Raw genomic sequence first — 20551 nt, 5'->3', positions numbered from 1 at the left:
TAGTTAGACTATCGCCGCAACCGAGTCACTTGGGTAACAACCTAATACTTTAGTATAGAGCGTTATGGATGCCAACTCTTTCAATGCTGTTTGCATTTCATCTGAATGGATGTTGCCTTGTAAATCGATGTAAAACATCTCTTCCCATGGGGTACCATGAATGGGTCGAGACTCAAGTTTAGTCATCACAATATTATGATTACGTAGCACTAACAGTGCATCAACTAACGCCCCTGCCTGTTGACCGGTTTTCATTAAAATTGTTGTTTTAGCTGGAATTTGATCTGATACGGCTATCGGTTCTCGCGCAAGTACAATAAAGCGAGTGATATTTTGCTTTTGGTTGGCAAAATTATGTTCAAGCATTTTAAGTCCATATAACTCTCCCCCATCTTTATTGCCTATTGCTGCAACATTAGGCTTATTTAATTTAGCAACGGTTTCCATTGCTGATGAGGTACTATCACAGTAAACAATTTTCCAATGCGGATAATTTTCTAGAAAATTACTACATTGTTGAAAAGGTTGTGGATGGCTGTAAATGGTATCAATTTTATCAAGCTCAGTATTTGGTATAGCAAGGATGCAGTGATCTATAGGTAATGACAGTTCTGCAATAATATGTAAATGTGTTTTTTGCAGTAGATCATAAACTTCATTTATTGATCCTGAACTCGAGTTTTCAATCGGTAGTATGCCATAATCCACCAAATTATGTTCAATTTGTTCAAAGACATCTTTAAACGTTGAGCAACTTGATTCAACCATCTGCTCTAAATTAGCACTAGCATAACGGCGAGCAGCGGAATGCGAATAGGAACCTTTGGGCCCCAAAAAAGCCACTTTTGCGCTAGTAACACAATTTTGGTTTAGATTCTCTTGTAAGATTTTTTGTTGCAGTAAAACTGAATCTTCAATAATGATTTGATATAAACGTCTGATCAGCAAGTCATCAAGGCTATGGTTTTTTCCTTGATTGATCAACGCTTTTACTAGTGATCGTTCACGCTCTAAATCACGTACAGGAATATTTGCTGCAATTTTAGTCTGAATAACTTTGGTTGAAAGTTCGCGTCGTTTAGCTATGAGTTCAAGAAGGTTTCGATCAATTTCGTTAATTTGGTCACGTAAAGGCAACAAAGGATTTACAGTCATATCTATTCATTATATAAAAAAAGTTAGTGATATTATAACAAGCAAAAAAATAAAGGCACTATCAAAGTGCCTTTTTCTTCTATTTCAATAAATAATTAATTACTATTCTTCTTCAATAACAGCGCTTTTTATACTATCAAATGCACGTCTAGATTCACTTTTGTGTTGAATTTTATTAAGTTGTTTTTCAAGTTTTTCAATCAAAGCATTGATTGCTGCATACATATCGCTATGTTTTGCCGAAGCAACTAAGGGGGAACCTTTAGTTGCAATAGTTGCATCAATTATAAATCCATCGGGTTCTTTAGATAAAATAAAATGAGGGTTGATTAACAGTGCTCTCCATTTATCTAGTTTCGAAAACTTATCTTCGAGATAGCTACGAATTGCTGGAGTAATGTCCATTTGCTTACTGGTAATACTTAAAGTCATAATTGACCTCCACTTTGTTTACTTACAAATTGAGCAAACACTACTGCGTGTTTATTTATCTACATTGGCAAATTATTTGTATTTCGTCAATAGGTTATTTGTACTCAAACAAATCTTTGTGATTATTGTCCAGAAAAATCCTATAGTTGTATCAAATCAAACAATAGTCAAACTGCATTTTGTAACATTTTTACTATATACTAATTGTTAATATGATCTAACAATAGTTTTATTTTTTACGAGGATGATGTGAACATTTTAGATAAAGTAAAAATTGTATTAGTCGAAACTTCTCATACCGGTAATATGGGATCAGCGGCTAGAGCAATGAAAACCATGGGGCTATCGAATCTTTGTTTAGTCAATCCGGTGATAAAACCCGATTCGCAATCTATTTCGTTAGCGGCTGGTGCTAGCGATATTATAAAAAACGCGCAAATTTTTACATCACTTGAGCAAGCGATAGCTGATTGTCGTTTAGTCATTGGTACGAGTGCACGCCCACGTAGCTTGCAGTGGCCCAATTTAACGCCTAAAGAGTGTGGCGATAAAATAATTCAAGAAGCAACCGAGAATGCAGATGTGGCGTTAGTTTTCGGCCGTGAGCGTGTTGGATTGACCAATGACGAACTGCAAAAATGTCATTATCATGTTGGTATTCCTGCCAATCCCGATTACAGTTCATTAAATCTAGCAATGTCAGTGCAAGTGTTATGTTATGAGATTCGAATGTCACTATTAAATCGTCAAACAGTTTTAACCAGTCAATGTGATTCAGCTATTCAATTTCCAAAGGATGAAGATATTGAACGGTTTTATCAGCACTTAGAACAAACTTTATTACAAACAGGTTTTATTAATGCAAATCATCCTGGACAAATTATGGGGCGTTTGCGTCGATTATTTACGCGTGCGCGAATTGAGCAATCAGAGTTAAATATTTTGAGGGGAATTTTAACTTCCATTGATAAAAAGTTATAAGGTCTAAAGATACCTCATACAAGGATATGGGGTATCTTTAGATGAACTACATTATTTAGCTCTTTTTACGCCAAGTGGTTCCTGTGGCGCCATCTTCAAGCACAATATTCATAGCATTTAGCTTATCTCGGGCTTCGTCGGCTAAAGCCCAATTTTTAGTGGCACGAGCTTCATTACGTTGCTTAATTAACGATTCAATTAGTTCAACATCTACTGCGTCTTGATTATCGCCTTGTAAAAATTTTATTGGATCTTGTTCTAACAAACCAAGAACTTTGGCTAAATAACGCAATTGAGCTGCTAATTGATTAGCTAATGTCATATCATTTTCAGCCTTAGCTTTATTAATTTCGCGAGCTAAATCAAATAAAGTTGAATAAGCTTCTGGTGTATTAAAATCATCATTCATGGCATCGCAAAATTGACGATAATATTGGCTATCTGTTGATAATGTATAAGGATAATTGCTATCAGTATCGCGTAAAGCTGTATATAATCGCTCTAAAGCCATTCTTGCTTGTTTTAAATTTTCTTCGCTATAGTTAAGCTGGCTACGATAGTGGCCAGAAAGTAGAAAATAACGTACAGTTTCAGGATCATAATGCTTTAATACATCGCGAATGGTAAAGAAGTTATTAAGTGATTTTGACATTTTTTCTTGGTCGATCATCACCATGCCTGAATGCATCCAGTAATTAACATACTGACCATTATGCGCGCAAGTTGATTGCGCAATCTCATTTTCATGGTGTGGGAACATCAAATCAGAACCGCCACCATGGATATCAAAATGATGACCTAATTGATAACTATTCATCGCTGAACATTCAATGTGCCAACCTGGGCGACCTTTACCCCAAGGTGAATCCCAACTAGGCTCGTTGGGTTTGGACATTTTCCAAAGTACAAAATCCATTGGGTTTCGTTTGACATCAACAACATCTACTCGAGCGCCAGCTTGTAATTGTTCAAGATTTTGACGTGATAAAATACCATAATTAGCATCACTTTCGACCGAGAACATAACATCACCATTATCAGCAATATAAGCATGATCTTTTTTAATCAGCTCTTGCACTAAATCGATGATTTGTGGCATATGATGAGTAGCGCGAGGTTCAACATCAGGACGTTTAATATTAAGTGCATCAAAATCGGCGTACATTTCTTTCAACATTCGTTCAGTTAGCTGATCACAGGTTTCACCATTTTCGAGTGCTCGTTTTATAATTTTATCATCAACGTCGGTAATGTTACGAACATAAGTTAAATCATAACCTAAAAAACGTAAATAACGGGTTACCACATCAAACGCGACAAAAGTACGACCATGACCAATATGGCAAAGATCATAAATGGTTACGCCGCAGACATATAATCCAACTTTATTGGCATGAATGGATTTAAAAATTTCTTTTTCACGGGTTAATGTATTGAATATTTTTAACATTATAATTTTTACGTTTAATTTAGTGAATGTTGTCAGGTAATATAACAAAAATCTAACTATCACGAAATTATTTATTACAATGTTTCTAATCAAAATAGTTCTGACTAACCGAATTACTATAGGTAGCTTTGATTACTTATGAGCACTTTATTTGTTGAGTAATGCGTTGAATGGCACTTAAAATAGCAAATCATCGGCGGGATTAACCCGCCAATTTAGATCTAAACAGGGATATTATTTAAGTAAACGATAAATATAAATAAGTAATATTGCCCCTAATACTGAAATTAACAGGCTATAGAAGTTAAAACCATTGACACTACCTAAGCCGAAGAAAGTACTGATGTACCCGCCAACTAGCGCGCCTGCAATACCCAGAATAATTGTTTTAATGACACCCACTTTACCCAGTGGCATAAAAAACTTGGCAATCCAACCAGCAAGTAATCCTAAAATAATCCAACTTAATAGACCCATAATGATTTCCTTTGTTTGATTAAGTTTAAATGTATGATGACTATCAGCGTATAAAAAAATTAATAAATAATGTTTATAATTTAATTGATTGAACTTAACTTCTTATTAAGAATAAAAATATGTAGATAAAAGAAATAGCAAGTAGATATATTAGTAACAAATGATTAAATAAGTCGTGATATCGAAGTAATATATTCATCTAATCATTTATGATATAGTTTACAATTATTTTTAGTTAGATACTAGGCTTTTTATACCGTTAATTTTATGAGCTAATTTATTGATGGGGTAAGTGAGAAACAGGTTAATAGAAACAGAGAAGGCTATTAACCTTCTCTTGCTAGTGGTATTTATTCAAATATTGTTTTATGTAAAATTTTTATGATGGATTCAGCATCGTGACTTCTAGCTAAAAGGCATAAATTATGTGTACTTGCACCATAACAACACAGTCTAATAATATAGTCATCTAACGCCCCAAAGACTTCTTTAGCTATCCCTTTGGTTGATGTTAATTGATTACCGATAATGGCAATAAGCGCTAAATCTTCTTCAACTTCTACATGACATAAACCAGAGAGCTCATCAAACAATTCTTTAGTTAATAAACTACCACCGTTGGTGTTGGTGCCGGTAGTATCAATTGTTAAGGCAATACTCACTTCAGATGTTGTGACTAAATCAACCGAAATATTGTGTTTAGCCAATATAGTAAAGACATTAGCCAAAAAGCCTTGAGCATGTAACATATTTAAACTTGTTAATGTAACAAGGGTTTGTTTTCGACGCAGTGCTAATGCTCTAAAGGTCGGTACGGTTGATTGAATACTGTGAGTATTATAAACAATGGTTCCCCCATCTTGTGGCGCTTTACTTGAACCAACAAATACTGGAATATTACTTCGAACTGCTGGTACCAACGTTGCTGGGTGCAAAACTTTGGCACCAAAGGTTGCCATTTCAGCGGCTTCAGCGAATGATATTTCATCAATACGTTTAGCTGTTGGTGTAATCCGTGGATCAGTTGTATAAATGCCGGCAACATCTGTCCAAATATCAATTTGACTCGCATTTAATGCTTCACCAAGTAACGCTGCTGTATAATCACTTCCCCCTCGTCCTAATGTTGTTGTTTTACCGCTAGTTTCACTACCAATAAAACCTTGAGTGACAACCAACGCATTACCATTTAAGGATTTAAGATGAGCGCAACAAAGTTGTTTAATTTCGTCAATTTTAGGTTGAGCTTTACCAAAATTATCATCAGTGCGCATAACTTTGCGGACATCAAACCACATGGCATTTTTTTGTTTTTCTCGTAATATTTCGACAAATAATTTTGACGACATAATTTCGCCATGACTGACTAGTTCGTCGGTTAAAGCCGCTGATGTTGCAAGGCTGGCTGCTTCTGATAAAGAGGCAATATTTGCGATGATTTGATCTATTTCAGCTCTTAAGGTTTGGTTTTCGGGTAGATTTTCTAGGATGTTATATTGGATAGATTGGATTTTCGCAATGTGCTGTGCTCTAACTTCTGCATCACGGCCTTCGGCTAAAGCGACCAGTAAATTTGTAATTCCGGCTGATGCCGATAACACAACAACTTTGACGTTAGGGTTAGCAATAACAATGTTAGCGCTATTTACCATTGCTGAATAATCAGCAACACTAGTACCACCAAACTTGGCAATGACAAATGATGTTTCCATGGATTCCTCATATTAAAAATTTAATTTTTAACAGAGATAGAGCGAGGGTATGTGCTATTTACATTCTCGTTGAAAAAGTACAGACCGGGAAGCGCTCCACCTGCTTAGGTGACAACCCAAGGGATTCAGCCCTTGTAGTCGATCTGGTTAATTTCTGGAAGTTTAACCAAACCTCGGCATTACCTCCCCTCAATTATTTATAACAAGTACCAGAACCTAAAATAATTTACCTGAGTAATGCGCCTCTTCTTTATATGTAACTTAAGTTACAATAGTGTCGCTATATAGAATTAACGATTCTGTCAAATCTGTCAATAGGTTAAGTACGAAATATTAATGCCGTAATGTTCAATCATTGATTATAATTCTTGTTCAAATAGTTGAATGATAGTTTGGTATAAATGTTTAACAGAACAAGATTTAGTTGGTGTACTAAAGATAGTGTCATCACCGGCTATTGATCCTAAAATGCCTTCTGACTTGCCTATGGAATCAAGCAATCTGGCAATAAGCTGAGCGGCGCCAGGGCTGGTACGAATCACAACCATCGAACTGTTATAATCAATATCTACAACTAAATTTTTTAAAGGGCTACTCGTTGTTGGAACGCTCATTTCAGCAGGTAGACAATAAACCATTTCTGATTTGGCATTACGAGTTCTAACTGCGCCAAATTTGGTTAACATTCTGGAAACTTTGGATTGGTTAATATTATCAAATCCTTGTTCTTGTAACGCTTGCACAATACTAATTTGAGAACTAAATTTTTCTTGCAGCAGCATTTCTTTAAACGTTTTAGTCAGATCGTCTTGTTTCATAATTTTCCTTAGGAATTCATTTATGACGGTTGTTTCATTGAATTAACGGTAATGTTTTTGTGCTGCTTTTATCTTAACAATATTCACATAAACTTATTGGTAAATATGTTGAAAACCGTTATATCAAAGGTTGTTTCAGCACCTCATATTCAATGAGTGTAATGCATATGGTTCATAATTATGCATAATATTTGCATAAAATCAATTATCTGATTTTATGCTGCTTTTGGGTCTAAACGATTTGACGATGTGTTCATGCGTTTCAATATAAGGCCCTTCAAGAAGATCTATACAATAAGGAACACTGGCAAAAATTCCATCAACTAGGCTATTGCCCTCACTATCTTTAACACCTTGTAGTGTTTCTTGAATAGATTTTGGTCTACCGGGCAGATTTAATATTAAACATTTTTTGCGAATAACGCCGACTTGCCTTGATAAAATCGCTGTTGGCACAAAATGCAAGCTAATTTGACGCATTTGTTCGCCAAAGCCCGGCATGATGCGATCGGCAATAGCTAACGTGGCATCTGGCGTGACATCCCTCAAAGCCGGGCCGGTACCGCCAGTGGTTAAAACTAAGTGACAGTGAAAATTATCAACTAAGTCACATAATGTGCTTTCAATCAAAGGTTGTTCATCAGGAATAACGCGATTTTCGGTTTCAAACGGGGTTATCAATGCGGTTTTGAGCCATAATAACAAAGCCGGTATTCCTTCATCTGCATAAATACCTTGCGATGCCCGATCTGATACTGAAACCAGTCCAATTTTAATCATATTTTTTATTCCTTCAAATTTAAAACTTACCTATCAAATCTTAGTATTTTAGCAACTTGCGTTAGATCTGGTGTCATTTGTTCTTTGTGATATCCTAAATAATACTAAAAAGACCTTTACAACTAAAGATTATATTGTCAATATTTCCCTTCTAATAAATGCAATAGCATAATGTAAATAATAATCTATTTATTTAGGATATTTTCATGTCATCAATACCTGCACTAGAGTTAATTGAGCTTAAAAAAATTTACAAAAATGGTGTGCAAGCGTTAAAAGGCATTAATTTGACAGTACAAGCCGGTGATTTTTATGCATTACTCGGTCCTAATGGTGCGGGTAAGTCAACCACGATAGGCATCATTAGCTCACTGGTCACTAAGACATCGGGCCAGGTTAAAATATTTGGTTATGACTTAGATAATGATATCGTTAATGCAAAAAGACAATTAGGGCTAGTCCCGCAAGAGTTTAATTTTAATCAATTTGAAGAAGTGCTACAAATAATAACTAACCAAGGTGGTTATTATGGATTGCCACGTAAATTGGCTTTAGAGCGTGCTGAAAAATATTTACGGATTTTAGATTTGTGGGATAAACGCCATAGCCGCGCTTGTATGTTATCAGGCGGAATGAAAAGGCGGTTAATGATAGCTAGAGCATTAGTGCATGAACCTAAACTTTTAATTCTAGATGAACCCACCGCGGGCGTTGATATTGAATTAAGACGTTCAATGTGGGATTTTTTACGCGAGATTAATCGCCAAGGCATTACAATTATTTTGACTACTCACTACCTGGAAGAAGCGGAAATGCTATGTCGGCATATCGGTATTATTCAACATGGCCAATTAATTGCCAACTCTTCTATGCGTGATTTGCTCGCTAATAGTCAATCTGAAACCATTATTATTGATTATATTCCAACCAAGGAACCAATTACCTTAGAGGGTTATCAATTTTCAAATATTGAATCAGGTATGTTAGAGGTAAAAGTTAATAAACAGCTTGGTTTAAATCAATTATTTGAACAGCTTAATCAACAACAAATCAAGGTGATAAGTGTGCGAAATAAAGCAAATCGATTAGAAGAGTTATTTGTCGATCTTTTGCATCATAGTGAGCAGGGATAGGGGAACGTTAAATGAATCATTTATATTGGATTGCATTAAAAAGTATTTGGCGTAAAGAAGTCACTCGGTTTTTAAGAATATGGGTGCAAACTTTGATTCCGCCAGTTATTACAATGTCGCTTTATTTTATTATTTTTGGTAACTTAATTGGATCGCGTGTTGGTGATATGGGCGGATTTAATTATATGGCATTTATTGTGCCGGGACTTATTATGATGTCTGTCATTACTAACTCATATACTAATGTCTGCTCGTCATTTTTTAGTGCCAAATTTCAACGAAATATTGAAGAGTTATTAGTTGCCCCTGTGCCTACCCATATTTTAATTTGGGGATATGTTGGTGGGGGCGTTATGCGTGGGATTTTAACTGGTATATTAGTGACAATCGTATCGTTATTTTTTGTTCGCTATCAAGTTCATTCTTGGCTTTTTGTTGTATGTACGCTGCTGTTAACGTCAATTTTATTTTCACTTGCAGGACTATTAAATGCAGTGTACGCAAAAACCTTCGATGATATTAGTATTATCCCTACTTTTGTGTTAACTCCATTAACTTATCTTGGTGGCGTATTTTATTCAATTAGCATGCTACCTACTTTTTGGCAATGGGTATCGAAACTAAATCCTATTGTTTATATGATTAATGGTTTTCGCTATGGGTTTTTAGGGGTGACAGATGTATCATTGTGGATCACTTTTTCAATGCTAATTTTATTTGTAATAGCACTTTATATCATGGTATGGAATTTGATTGAAAAAGGAAAAGGATTACGGAGTTAGTTTGATCGTTTTTATCAATTAACCGCCGACAAATGTCGGCGTATTAGTATCTTATTGTGCACCAGCAACAGCTTGTTGTGCCATTTCAGTAATTTTAGCAAATTCACCTTTTGCTATTGCATCGGTTGGAATAAACCATGTTCCACCAACACAAAGTACATTTTCAAGGGCTAAATAATCGCGGTAATTTTTTGGATTAACGCCACCGGTTGGACAAAACTTCATATATCCACAAGGGCCAGCAAAAGCTTTTAATGCAGCCACACCGCCATTGATCTCAGCTGGGAAAAACTTCAATGCCGTTAACCCATACTCTTGAGCAGTTAGTAGTTCAGAAATGGTTGCAATACCTGGAATAACTGGAATTGGTCCCTCGACTGCGGCTTTTAAAATAGCGTCGGTAATACCGGGAGTTATGACGAACTCAACACCAGCATCAGTCACTTGTTTGAGTTGTTCAACAGTGGTCACAGTACCTGCACCAACGACCGCTTCGGGTACTTCTTTGATAATTTTCTTAATCGCATCAAGAGCACAAGCCGTTCTTAATGTAACCTCAAGCACTTTTACTCCACCTGCGATTAATGCTTTGGCTAGTGGTACCGCATCTTCTAAGCGCTCGATAACAATAACCGGTACAACCGGGCCGAGTGTTAAAATATCTTCAGCGCTTTTTTTCCAGTTTTTCATTTGCTTCACCAATTCTTTATCAATATTAAATATGACACTAATCGCTAATAACGTAGCGATTAGTGTTTACTACTCATAAATACCTAATTTTTTCTCTAAATAATGAATATTCGTACCACCTTTTAAGAAGCCTTTATCATTCATAATTTCGATATGCAAATCAATGTTGGTTTTTATCCCATCAATGACTAATTCAGCTAAGGCATTTTTCATACGTGCAATTGCAACCTCACGCGTTTCACCATAAGCAATTAATTTACCGATCATTGAGTCATAATAAGGTGGAACAGTGTAGCCAGCGTAAATATGAGACTCCCAACGAATACCAAAACCACCAGGCGCATGAAAACGGGTAATTTTACCTGGTGAAGGCATAAAGGTTTTTGGATCTTCAGCATTAATACGGCATTCAATGGCATGACCAGTAATATGAATATCACTCTGTTTTAATGATAGCGGCTGACCTGCTGCAATTGAAATTTGCTCTTTAATCAAATCTACACCCGTAACCATTTCGGTAACAGGATGTTCAACTTGAATACGGGTGTTCATTTCGATGAAATAGAATTCACCATTTTCAAATAAAAACTCAAATGTACCCGCACCACGATAGCCGATTTCAATGCAGGCATTAACGCAACGTTCACCAATGAATTTACGCATTTTAGGTGTAATACCTACAGCTGGCGCTTCTTCAACAACTTTTTGATGACGTCTTTGCATTGAACAATCTCGTTCACCCAAGTAAACCGCGTTACCTTGACCATCAGATAGTACTTGTATTTCAATATGGCGTGGATTTTCAAGGAATTTTTCCATATAAACCATATCATTATTAAAAGCTGTTTTTGCTTCTAATTTTGTCATTTTAATCGATTGTTCAAGATCTTTTTCTTCTCTAACAATGCGCATACCACGACCACCGCCGCCACCTGATGCTTTAATAATGACAGGATAACCAATTTTTTTAGCGATTTGTTTATTGGTATTCATATCATTGCCTAATGGCCCATCAGAACCTGGCACACAAGGTACACCTGCTTTTTTCATGGCATGAATTGCCGACACTTTATCACCCATTAAACGAATGGTATCAGCTTTAGGGCCTATAAAAATAAAGCCTGAACGCTCAACTTGTTCAGCAAAGTCCGCATTTTCTGATAAAAAACCATATCCAGGATGGATAGCTGCCGCACCCGTTACTTCAGCAGCAGAAATCAATGCTGGAATGTTAAGATAGCTTTTAGCAGAAGCTGCTGGACCAATGCAGACGGTTTCGTCTGCAAGTAAAACATGTTTTAAATCTTTATCTGCCGACGAGTGAACTGCAACAGTTTTAATACCAAGTTCTTTACAGGCTCTCAAGATACGTAGAGCGATTTCGCCACGATTAGCTATAAGAATTTTATCAAGCATATTCAATCTCTTAATTTTTTAAATGAATATTATTCAATGATGAATAGTGGCTGATCAAATTCAACTGGTTGACCGTTTTCAACTAAAATAGCTTTAATTGTGCCTGCTTTTTCTGATTCAATTTGGTTCATCATTTTCATCGCTTCAACAATACAAAGTACGTCACCAACATTTACAGTTTGACCCACTTCAACAAACGCTTTTGACTCTGGACTTGGTGTGCGATAAAAAGTGCCTACCATTGGCGATTTTATAGTCGTGCCAGTAGGCGTAATCGGATCAGCTTCAGTAACAACAACATCGGCTGCTGCACTAGGTGCAACGACAACTGGGGATGCTTGAGGAATTTGAATATTTTGTATTGGCGCAGAATAGTTTGTAGCGGGAACAGAACGACTAATTCGTACTGACTCTTCACCTTCAGAAATTTCAAGCTCTGAAATACCTGATTCTTCAACTAATTCAATTAATTTTTTAATTTTGCGTATATCCATGAATTACACCGTGTTTATTTGATATAAGTAACAATTATTTTAATGCATCCTTAATATCTTAAAAGAGATCTTTTAAGTCGATAATAAGGCAGTAACTCAACATTAACGCGGAAGCATACACTGTAAAACCGATTTTGTCATTATATATCTCCTTTACGATCTGTTGTTATACTATTTTCTAGGTATTATTTTATAATTGCGATACAATAGTAACACTTAATTATTATTGAAGCTGGTGGTGTTTTAAAAGCATCAAATAGTATATTATTTAGCCTAATATTGCTTTAAAAGTATATAATTTATACAATGCGTTGCTTCAAATACTCACTAACATTTAAACACGATTAATTCTAGGAAGAGTTTTCATTATGTTCAAAAAAGTTCGCGGCATGTTTTCAAATGATCTATCGATCGATTTAGGTACAGCTAATACTCTTATATATGTAAAAGGTCAAGGTATTGTACTAAACGAACCTTCAGTTGTTGCTATTCGCCAAGATCATCGTACTGGCACACCTAAAAGTGTTGCTGCTGTTGGGCATGCTGCGAAACAAATGTTAGGACGTACGCCTGGCAATATAGCAGCGATTAGACCAATGAAAGATGGCGTGATTGCAGACTTTTCTGTTACCGAAAAAATGTTACAGTATTTCATTCGCCAAGTGCATAGCCATAGTTTTTTAAGACCAAGCCCGCGTGTGCTTGTTTGTGTTCCAGTTGGCGCAACTCAAGTTGAACGTCGTGCTATTCGTGAATCAGCCTTAGGCGCAGGTGCGCGTGAAGTCTATTTAATAGAAGAGCCAATGGCAGCAGCAATAGGTGCCGATTTACCGGTTTCTGCACCAACCGGTTCAATGGTGGTCGATATTGGTGGTGGTACGACTGAAGTTGCGGTTATTTCATTAAATGGTGTAGTTTATTCTGCATCTGCACGAATTGGCGGTGACCGCTTTGATGAAGCAATCATTAATTATGTTCGACGTAATTATGGTGCACTAATTGGTGAAGCAACTGCTGAACGTATTAAACATGTGATTGGTAGTGCTTATCCTGGTGATGAAGTGCTTGAAATTGAAGTTCGTGGTCGTAATCTTGCTGAAGGGGTGCCGCGTAGCTTTACATTAAATTCTAATGAGATTTTAGAAGCACTACAAGAGCCATTAAGTGGTATTGTAAGTGCGGTTAAAGTTGCCTTAGAGCAATGTCCACCAGAACTAGCGTCTGATATTTCAGAGCATGGTATGGTATTAACCGGTGGTGGTGCATTATTACGTAATATCGATAAACTATTGTCAGCTGAAACCGGTATTCATGTTGTTGTGGCTGAAGACCCACTAACATGCGTTGCGCGAGGTGGTGGCAAAGCATTAGATATGGTTGATATGCATGGTGGTGATCTATTTAGTGAAGAGTAAAAGTTCAAACAAGGTTAACTAACTCTTAATTAATGAAATGATTAGTAAATATACCTCTCATTTTTCCGCCGACATTGTCGGCGGAGTCATATCTTAAAATAATTAGATCTTGAGTCTATTACAGGTAAGTACTGAACAATGAAATTGCTTTTTTCTAAACGTTCGCCTCTTAGTGTACAATTATTTATGTCTTTGGCTATGTCGTTAGCTTTAATTGCATTAGATATAAATTATCGTCCTTTTAAAGAAGTTCGTTATTATTTAGATACGATTATTTCCCCTTTATATTACATTTCAAATGCTCCCCAAGCCACGCTTGATGGGTTTTATGAAATGTCAAAAACACGAGAAACATTAGAAACAGAAAATGCAAAACTGAATAATTTGTTGCTTGAAAAAAAAGCAGATTTATTATTACTTGATCATCTCAGACATGAAAATAATCGGTTAAGAGAATTACTGGGATCTCCGCTCAGACATGATGAACATAAAATGGCGGCACAAGTTTTATTAGCAGACACAGATCCGTATGTTTATCAAGTCGTTGTAAATAAAGGTCAAAATGATGGGGTTTATGTTGGTCAACCGGTAGTTGATGAAAAAGGGATTGTTGGGCAAATTTATCAAACCGCACAGACAACTAGCCGAGCGATTTTAGTGTGTGATTATCAACATGCCATTCCGGTACAAGTATTAAGAAACGATATATCAATGGTGGCGGTAGGGAATGGTTGTAGCAATGATCTAACGCTTGATTTTTTACCTAACAATGTTGATATTAAAGTTGGCGATGTACTTGTCACTTCAGGACTTGATGGTCGCTTTCCTGAGGGATATCCCGTGGCTGTGGTGAGTTCAGTTAAACTCGATATTAATGATTCAACGCCAATTATTTCGGCAACACCGACAGCGGATTTAAAACGATTACGTTATCTACTATTATTATGGGGAGATCAAGGAGTAAAACATGAGGGGTCATAATGGCATATTATTTATTTGGCTAACATTATTTATTGGATTATGTTTACAAATTATACCATGGCCACCAGCTTACAACATGTTCAAACCTCATTGGTTTATGTTAATTTTAGCCTATTGGTTAATTGCACAACCTTACCAAGTCGGTATTGGCACCGCTTTTTTATTTGGTCTAATGATAGATTTATGTTCGGGTACTTTTTTAGGTGTACACGCGTTTATTTATTCATTTATTGCTTATTTGCTTGTTTTTAAATATCAGTTACTTCGTAATTTAGCATTGTGGCAACAATCTTTTATAATAATTGCGGTTTCTGTTTGCTATAATGGATTAGTGTTTATATTTCAAGTTAGTATTTATCATATAATTTCGATGTCACCTTATATCTTATTATCAAGTTGTGTGGATGGCTTTTTATGGATATGGATATATCTACTCTTACGACGAATAGCACGGAACTTTGCAATTAATTAAAGGAAACGCTCTTTATGTCTGTTGAATTATTAATGAATGTGACACCGTCAGAAACTCGTGTAGCTTATATTGAAGATGGTGTTTTGCAAGAAATTCATGTCGATCGTGAATCACGTCGTGGTATTGTCGGTAATATATATAAAGGTAAAGTCATTCGAATTTTGCCAGGTATGCAAGCTGCATTTGTTGATATTGGTTTAGAAAAAGCGGCTTTTTTACATGCTTCAGATATTATGCCGCATACTGAATGCGTTTCTTATTCTGAGCAAGAACAATTTCAAGTTAAGGATATTTCTGAACTGGTTCGCCAGGGTCAAGACTTAATGGTACAAGTAGTCAAAGATCCCTTAGGTACAAAAGGGGCAAGACTCACAACTGATATTACCTTACCTTCGCGCTATTTGGTATTAATGCCGGGGCAAAATTCAGCGCATGTCGCCACTTCACAGCGTATTGAAAGTGAAACAGAGCGAGAAAGACTTAAACATATTGTAGAACAATATGTTACGCCAGAAGGTGGCTTTATTGTTCGCACAGCAGCTGAAGGTGCTAACGCACATGAACTTGAACAAGATGCTAATTTTCTAAAACGGTTGTGGAAAAAAATTCAAGAACGAATGGCTCGCCCGATTAGTAAAAATTTAGTGTATGGTGAACTTGAACTATCACAACGGGTATTGCGTGATTTTGTGGGTGATCCGATAGAGCGAATATTGGTCGATTCAAAGCAAACCTATGATCTACTCATTGAGTTCACTCAAGAATTTATGCCTGAAGTAACAAGTAAATTATCGCACTACCGTGGCAGTATTCCGATTTTCGATCTTTATGATACTGAAAACGAAATTCAACGGGCATTGGATCGCAAAGTTAAATTAAAATCGGGTGGTTATTTAATTATTGACCAAACTGAAGCCATGACAACCATTGATATCAATACAGGTGCTTTTGTTGGTCATCGCAATTTAGAAGAAACGATTTTTAACACTAATATTGAAGCAACTATTGCCATAGCTCGACAGTTACGCTTACGTAATTTAGGCGGAATTATTATCATTGATTTTATTGATATGCAAGAAGACTTGCACCGTGAGCGAGTATTGCAATCTTTACAAGATTTTTTATCGAAAGATAGGGCAAGAACAACAATTAATTCGTTTTCGGCATTGGGTTTGGTTGAGATGACACGCAAAAGGACGCGTGAAAGCATCGGTCACATTTTATGCGAGGAGTGTCCAGCATGTAAAGGCAGAGGTATGGTCAAGTCCGTTGAAACAGTTTGTAATGAAATTTTACGTGAAATTGTCCGTGTCTATAAAGCTCATCGTTCTGAATACTTTTTGGTTTATGCATCATCGGCTGTCGCGAATGCTTTAACTACAGATGAATCACATGCTCTAGCCGAAGTCGAAATATTTGTCGGTAAGCGAGTGGAAGTTAAAGTTGAACCGCTTTATATTCAAGAGCAGTATGATGTGGTATTGATGTGATAATTGCTATTTCATCACAATACTCCCGGTCATCATGCTTGTGTTTTATTATAACGATTTGAAATGTGTAATAATAACCCCATTATAAACAAAGATGAAAAACAATTAGCTAAATAACAAATGTGATAAAGTACAGATAAAGGAATTTATGATAATTACTCAAGTGAGTGAACGGTTACTCAATCCCAATAACCTAAGCCACCAAGACCTTTTGAATTTGCTTGATATATTAAGTTCAAGACAAATTGATTTTGGTGATTTATATTTTTTGTCTGGTTACTATGAAAGTTGGTCGCTTGAAGATCGAATTATTAAAAATGCTTCTTTTCATCGTGATCAGGGCGTAGGCGTTCGTGCAATCGTAGGTGAAAAAACTGGATTTGCTTATACAGATCAACTCTCTTTAAACCGTTTAGAGCAAAGTGCTTTAGCCGCTAATTCAATCACTAAACAACAAACCCCAATTGTTGTAACGCCGTTTAAACAAACAGAAGCTGTTGCTATTTACCCAGCTATTAATCCAATTAACTCTTTTTCACAAGAACAAAAAATAGCACTATTAAAGCAAATTGATGCATTAGCACGTTCAATCGATCCAAGAGTCATTGAAGTTTCCGCGAGTTTAATTGGTAGTTATGAAGATATTTTAATTGCAGCAACAGATGGATCGTTGTGCGCTGATGTTCGGCCGTTAGTGCGTTTATCTGTTTCAGTAATAGTTGAAAAAGATGGTAAACGAGAGCATGGCAGTAGTGGTGGTGGTGGGCGTTTTGGTTATGAATATTTTTTAACCACCAATCCTCAAACCGGTGAAAGTATTGCCGATAGCTATACTCGCGAAGCGGTAAGACTTGCGTTAGTATCGCTATCGGCAAAAGCTGCGCCAGCCGGCACAATGCCTGTTATTTTAGGTGCCGGTTGGCCTGGTGTGTTGCTACATGAAGCGGTAGGTCATGGTTTAGAAGGTGACTTTAATCGTAAAAATAGCTCCGTGTTTTCTGGTAAGATAGGCGAGCAGGTCACTTCAGAACTTTGTACGATTGTTGATGATGGTACCATCGAAAATCGACGTGGTTCACTTTCGATTGATGATGAAGGTACACCAACTCAAAAAACGGTTTTAATTGAGAATGGTGTTTTGAAAGGTTATATGTTTGATAAGCTAAATGCTAAGTTAATGGGATGCCATTCTACCGGTAATGGTCGCCGTGAAAATTATGCTTGCTTACCTATGCCAAGAATGACCAATACTTACATGCTAGCGGGTAATTCAACATTTGATGAAATCATTAGTAGTGTAGATTATGGGCTATACGCACCTAACTTTGCTGGCGGACAGGTTGATATTACATCCGGCAAATTTGTATTTTCTGCATCAGAAGCATACCTCATTGAAAAAGGCAAAATTACCCATCCAGTTAAAGGCGCGACATTAATAGGATCGGGCATTGAAACCATGCAACAAATTTCAATGGTAGGGAATGATTTATCACTCGATTCCGGTGTAGGTGTTTGCGGTAAAGCCGGGCAAAGCGTACCTGTCGGTGTTGGACAACCCACTTTAAAAGTGGATAATTTAACGGTTGGTGGTACTATAAATTAGTCATAACTAAATAAGTGAGATATAAAAATAGATGGAAACAATCATTACACTTTATCAAGCATTTGTTCATATGGATATTGCAACACTTTCAAATCCCAATGTGTTATGGATATTATATGGCATGCTGTTTGTCATTATCTTATTAGAAAACGGTGTGTTACCCGCGGCATTTCTACCCGGTGACAGTTTACTGTTTTTAACCGGTGTATTGATAAGTCTTGATGTTTTTCATTTTGGTCTTATAAATTTAATTTTGATTGCCGGCGCCGCTTTTGGCACATGGCTTGGTTATGCACAAGGACGTTGGTTGGGAAATACCAAAATTGTGCAAAATTGGATGGCGCATTTGCCAGAAAAATATCACCATAAATCAGAAGTACTATTCCATAAATATGGATTACAAGCTTTATTTATCGGTCGATTTATTGCTTTTGTTCGAACACTATTACCCATGATGGCTGGTTTATCAGGTTTACATAGCCGTAAATTTCACATCTACAATTGGGTTAGTGCAACATTATGGATATTTTTGATTGTCACATTAGGTTATCTATTTGGATTATCACCAATTTTTAAAACCTATGAAAAACAGATCATGTCTTTATTAATGTTAATACCGGTATTTTTATTGGTGCTAGGTTTAGTCTTTTCGATTTGGTTAGCAGTAAAACGTTGGTTAAATAATAAAAAACAAGCAAAGCAAGACGGCAAAAAATAAAAGTTGAAATTAACCGATAAGCCGGGTTCTGTCGTGGACAATCATTCCTCTAGGCTAATACTCACGCATTAGCTCAAGCAGTCTACCCGGATTCAACGCGGGCCGCGCCAATGAATCCCTATTTGACCTTGCTCCGAGTGGAGTTTACCGTGCCACAACTGTTACCAGTTGCGCGGTGTGCTCTTACCACACCCTTTCACCCTTACCTGATCTTATTGCTAAGCCATCGGCGGTATACTCTCTGTTGCACTAGTCGTGAATGTTCGCTCTCGCCAACACCCCCCAGGCGTTACCTGGCACTCTGCCCTATGGAGCCCGGACTTTCCTCCCCTCTGTTTGTCTCCTTTAAAAAAGGACTACAACAAAGCAGCGATTGTCTGGTTAATTTCGCCCATGAGTATAGCCTAATGCATAATTTTGTCCAGCTCTGTCTTGGATTTGATCAAATAGATGTGTAATGTTTAGGCATTTAAAAATCAATAATGATGAAATATGCCTAATAACAAGGCGCTAATCAATAGGGGGTAGTCTGTGAACTATTTTAATTACTAGCACATCAAAAAGATGCGCTAGCTTTTGTATTAAGATAAATCAATTACCATTTTTTCTGTCTTTCATTTTCGTCATAATTAAACCAAGTTACAACACCGTTTGAAATTAGCACATCAAGTGTGCCTTCAACAATATTATATTGAGTTTCGCCAATGATCATATGACTGGTAGAGCTTTTTTTAGTATATTTATATGTCCACTGAGCCTCGTTAGCATTAATGACCTTTCTACTAGTCGGTTCGCCAAATAAAGAAATTATCTGTGATTCGGTGGTTGCACCTTCGACGATGTGACTGACTTTTTCTTGACTTAATGGAGTACCTTGTTCGACAAAATTCTTTTGACTACAGCTTGAAAGGATAATAATTGAAAATAGTGCGATAATGAATTTACTTATATTTTTCATGGTATTGTTACCTGACAACTAACATAATTTTTGAAGTGTCAATAATAACACATGCTCGTCAACGTTCAAGATGAGCGCATTTTTTAATTTTGAAAAAATCAAATTATCATTAATCAAAGAAATTGGTCGATTTTATGTAAATATGGAAACTATATGTGTTTTACTGTTTCCATATTTTCCGCGTATTTGTTATTAATGTACAATAATTTTTATTTTTAGTCTTTATTTTGTCTTAGGACGCGTTTTATTGGTTGGTTTGTATTTGAATTGATATAACGACTAGGCCAGATCTCATGAGGTTGTAAATTGAGAGCTTGAGCTATAATAACTTCGCCTTTAGTCCAGGGTCTAACTAACGCATTACTCAATGTTGATGAACTCAAACCCGATTGTCGGGATAGATTTGCCAGGGTCGTTCCTTGTTTTTTTAAGGCGGCAATAATGTCTGCAGGGTGCCAATCACTAGACTTTATTTTCATTTTTTATTTCCTCTTAGTTTATAACCTTGTGCATCTATGTTATGCTTTGATGTTACTAAAACAAGTAAGTTTACAATTGAACTTTAGTTATTAATAATTATGTTTCTTAATTTAT

21 protein-coding genes, 1 other RNA gene and 1 riboswitch are annotated in these 20551 nt (G+C 36.4%); of the genes, 9 read left to right on the top strand and 13 right to left on the bottom strand.

Features of this window, described 5'->3' with window-relative positions; translation table 11 throughout:
- Window positions 1-3: 3 nt before the first annotated feature.
- Window positions 4-1155 (bottom strand): bifunctional chorismate mutase/prephenate dehydratase, encoded by a 1152-nt coding sequence (pheA, locus tag J3U66_RS08790; RefSeq protein ID WP_267348757.1) that lies wholly within the window; start codon window positions 1153-1155, stop codon window positions 4-6.
- Between the two features lie 102 nt (window positions 1156-1257).
- Window positions 1258-1587 carry a ribosome-associated translation inhibitor RaiA gene (raiA, locus tag J3U66_RS08785; RefSeq protein WP_267333300.1) on the bottom strand — a complete coding sequence of 110 codons (330 nt, stop codon included), beginning with the start codon at window positions 1585-1587 and terminating at the stop codon, window positions 1258-1260.
- Between the two features lie 255 nt (window positions 1588-1842).
- On the opposite strand from raiA, the gene trmJ reads away from it, so the two are divergent.
- On the top strand, window positions 1843-2568 hold the full coding sequence (gene trmJ / locus J3U66_RS08780; RefSeq protein WP_416379572.1) for a tRNA (cytosine(32)/uridine(32)-2'-O)-methyltransferase TrmJ: 726 nt from the start codon (window positions 1843-1845) through the stop codon (window positions 2566-2568).
- Between the two features lie 55 nt (window positions 2569-2623).
- Here trmJ and cysS read toward each other — a convergent pair whose 3' ends face one another.
- From cysS to mog, 5 genes are all read right to left on the bottom strand, one after another.
- Window positions 2624-4018 (bottom strand): cysteine--tRNA ligase, encoded by a 1395-nt coding sequence (gene cysS, locus J3U66_RS08775; protein ID WP_267333302.1) that lies wholly within the window; start codon window positions 4016-4018, stop codon window positions 2624-2626.
- A 234-nt stretch (window positions 4019-4252) separates the two neighbouring features.
- A complete protein-coding gene (locus tag J3U66_RS08770) occupies window positions 4253-4495 on the bottom strand; it encodes a GlsB/YeaQ/YmgE family stress response membrane protein (protein ID WP_065634334.1) in 243 nt (80 codons plus the stop codon).
- Between the two features lie 350 nt (window positions 4496-4845).
- Window positions 4846-6207, bottom strand: a complete 1362-nt coding sequence (lysC, locus tag J3U66_RS08765) for a lysine-sensitive aspartokinase 3 (RefSeq protein ID WP_267333303.1) — start codon at window positions 6205-6207, stop codon at window positions 4846-4848.
- 81 nt (window positions 6208-6288) lie between these two features.
- Window positions 6289-6463: riboswitch (Lysine riboswitch) on the bottom strand.
- Window positions 6464-6566: 103 nt separating this feature from the next.
- Window positions 6567-7025, bottom strand: a complete 459-nt coding sequence (argR, locus tag J3U66_RS08760; RefSeq protein WP_065634336.1) for a transcriptional regulator ArgR — start codon at window positions 7023-7025, stop codon at window positions 6567-6569.
- Window positions 7026-7226: 201 nt separating this feature from the next.
- The gene (gene mog, locus J3U66_RS08755; RefSeq protein ID WP_267343566.1) at window positions 7227-7805 is read right to left on the bottom strand and encodes a molybdopterin adenylyltransferase; all 579 of its coding nucleotides are present in this window, start codon (window positions 7803-7805) and stop codon (window positions 7227-7229) included.
- A gap of 206 nt (window positions 7806-8011) precedes the next feature.
- On the opposite strand from mog, the gene J3U66_RS08750 reads away from it, so the two are divergent.
- Both J3U66_RS08750 and J3U66_RS08745 read left to right on the top strand, forming a co-directional pair.
- Window positions 8012-8938 carry an ABC transporter ATP-binding protein gene (locus J3U66_RS08750; RefSeq protein WP_267333305.1) on the top strand — a complete coding sequence of 309 codons (927 nt, stop codon included), beginning with the start codon at window positions 8012-8014 and terminating at the stop codon, window positions 8936-8938.
- 11 nt (window positions 8939-8949) lie between these two features.
- Window positions 8950-9720, top strand: coding sequence for an ABC transporter permease (locus J3U66_RS08745; RefSeq protein ID WP_267333306.1), 771 nt, complete (start codon window positions 8950-8952; stop codon window positions 9718-9720).
- 51 nt (window positions 9721-9771) lie between these two features.
- On the opposite strand, the gene J3U66_RS08740 is transcribed toward J3U66_RS08745, so the two are convergent.
- The 3 genes from J3U66_RS08740 to accB all read right to left on the bottom strand — a co-directional run bounded on the left by J3U66_RS08740 (window position 9772) and on the right by accB (window position 12320).
- The gene (locus J3U66_RS08740; RefSeq protein WP_267333307.1) at window positions 9772-10410 is read right to left on the bottom strand and encodes a bifunctional 4-hydroxy-2-oxoglutarate aldolase/2-dehydro-3-deoxy-phosphogluconate aldolase; all 639 of its coding nucleotides are present in this window, start codon (window positions 10408-10410) and stop codon (window positions 9772-9774) included.
- Window positions 10411-10479: 69 nt separating this feature from the next.
- The gene (gene accC / locus J3U66_RS08735) at window positions 10480-11826 is read right to left on the bottom strand and encodes an acetyl-CoA carboxylase biotin carboxylase subunit (RefSeq protein ID WP_267333308.1); all 1347 of its coding nucleotides are present in this window, start codon (window positions 11824-11826) and stop codon (window positions 10480-10482) included.
- Window positions 11827-11855: 29 nt separating this feature from the next.
- Window positions 11856-12320, bottom strand: a complete 465-nt coding sequence (gene accB / locus J3U66_RS08730; RefSeq protein ID WP_267333309.1) for an acetyl-CoA carboxylase biotin carboxyl carrier protein — start codon at window positions 12318-12320, stop codon at window positions 11856-11858.
- 368 nt (window positions 12321-12688) lie between these two features.
- Between accB and J3U66_RS08725 the strand changes: the two genes are divergently transcribed.
- From J3U66_RS08725 to J3U66_RS08700, 6 genes are all read left to right on the top strand, one after another.
- A complete protein-coding gene (locus J3U66_RS08725; RefSeq protein WP_065634343.1) occupies window positions 12689-13735 on the top strand; it encodes a rod shape-determining protein in 1047 nt (348 codons plus the stop codon).
- 138 nt (window positions 13736-13873) lie between these two features.
- Window positions 13874-14716, top strand: coding sequence for a rod shape-determining protein MreC (mreC, locus tag J3U66_RS08720; RefSeq protein ID WP_267333310.1), 843 nt, complete (start codon window positions 13874-13876; stop codon window positions 14714-14716).
- Entirely contained in the window at window positions 14703-15188 is a 486-nt protein-coding gene (gene mreD, locus J3U66_RS08715) for a rod shape-determining protein MreD (protein ID WP_065634345.1), read from the top strand. The genes mreC and mreD overlap by 14 nt, the downstream gene beginning before the upstream one ends.
- Window positions 15189-15202: 14 nt before the next feature.
- Complete coding sequence (gene rng / locus J3U66_RS08710) at window positions 15203-16678, top strand: ribonuclease G (protein WP_267333311.1); 1476 nt, start codon at window positions 15203-15205, stop codon at window positions 16676-16678.
- Between the two features lie 148 nt (window positions 16679-16826).
- Window positions 16827-18281 (top strand): metalloprotease TldD, encoded by a 1455-nt coding sequence (tldD, locus tag J3U66_RS08705; protein WP_267333312.1) that lies wholly within the window; start codon window positions 16827-16829, stop codon window positions 18279-18281.
- A 31-nt stretch (window positions 18282-18312) separates the two neighbouring features.
- Window positions 18313-18999: a DedA family protein gene (locus tag J3U66_RS08700; protein ID WP_267343565.1), complete on the top strand. Its 687-nt coding sequence runs from the start codon at window positions 18313-18315 to the stop codon at window positions 18997-18999.
- A 1-nt stretch (window position 19000) separates the two neighbouring features.
- Here the strand turns inward: J3U66_RS08700 and rnpB are convergent.
- The 3 genes from rnpB to J3U66_RS08685 all read right to left on the bottom strand — a co-directional run bounded on the left by rnpB (window position 19001) and on the right by J3U66_RS08685 (window position 20436).
- Window positions 19001-19388, bottom strand: an RNA gene (gene rnpB, locus J3U66_RS08695) — RNase P RNA component class A.
- 206 nt (window positions 19389-19594) lie between these two features.
- A complete protein-coding gene (gene bamE, locus J3U66_RS08690; RefSeq protein ID WP_267333314.1) occupies window positions 19595-19957 on the bottom strand; it encodes an outer membrane protein assembly factor BamE domain-containing protein in 363 nt (120 codons plus the stop codon).
- 215 nt (window positions 19958-20172) lie between these two features.
- Entirely contained in the window at window positions 20173-20436 is a 264-nt protein-coding gene (locus J3U66_RS08685) for a helix-turn-helix domain-containing protein (RefSeq protein ID WP_065634350.1), read from the bottom strand.
- Between the last annotated feature and the right edge of the window lie 115 nt (window positions 20437-20551).

It is taken from the genome of Gilliamella sp. B2969 (assembly GCF_026536195.1).
GTDB lineage: Bacteria > Pseudomonadota > Gammaproteobacteria > Enterobacterales > Orbaceae > Gilliamella.
The sequence above is the reverse complement of the archived record's forward strand: the minus strand, read 5'-3'. Positions and strand labels throughout refer to the sequence as shown.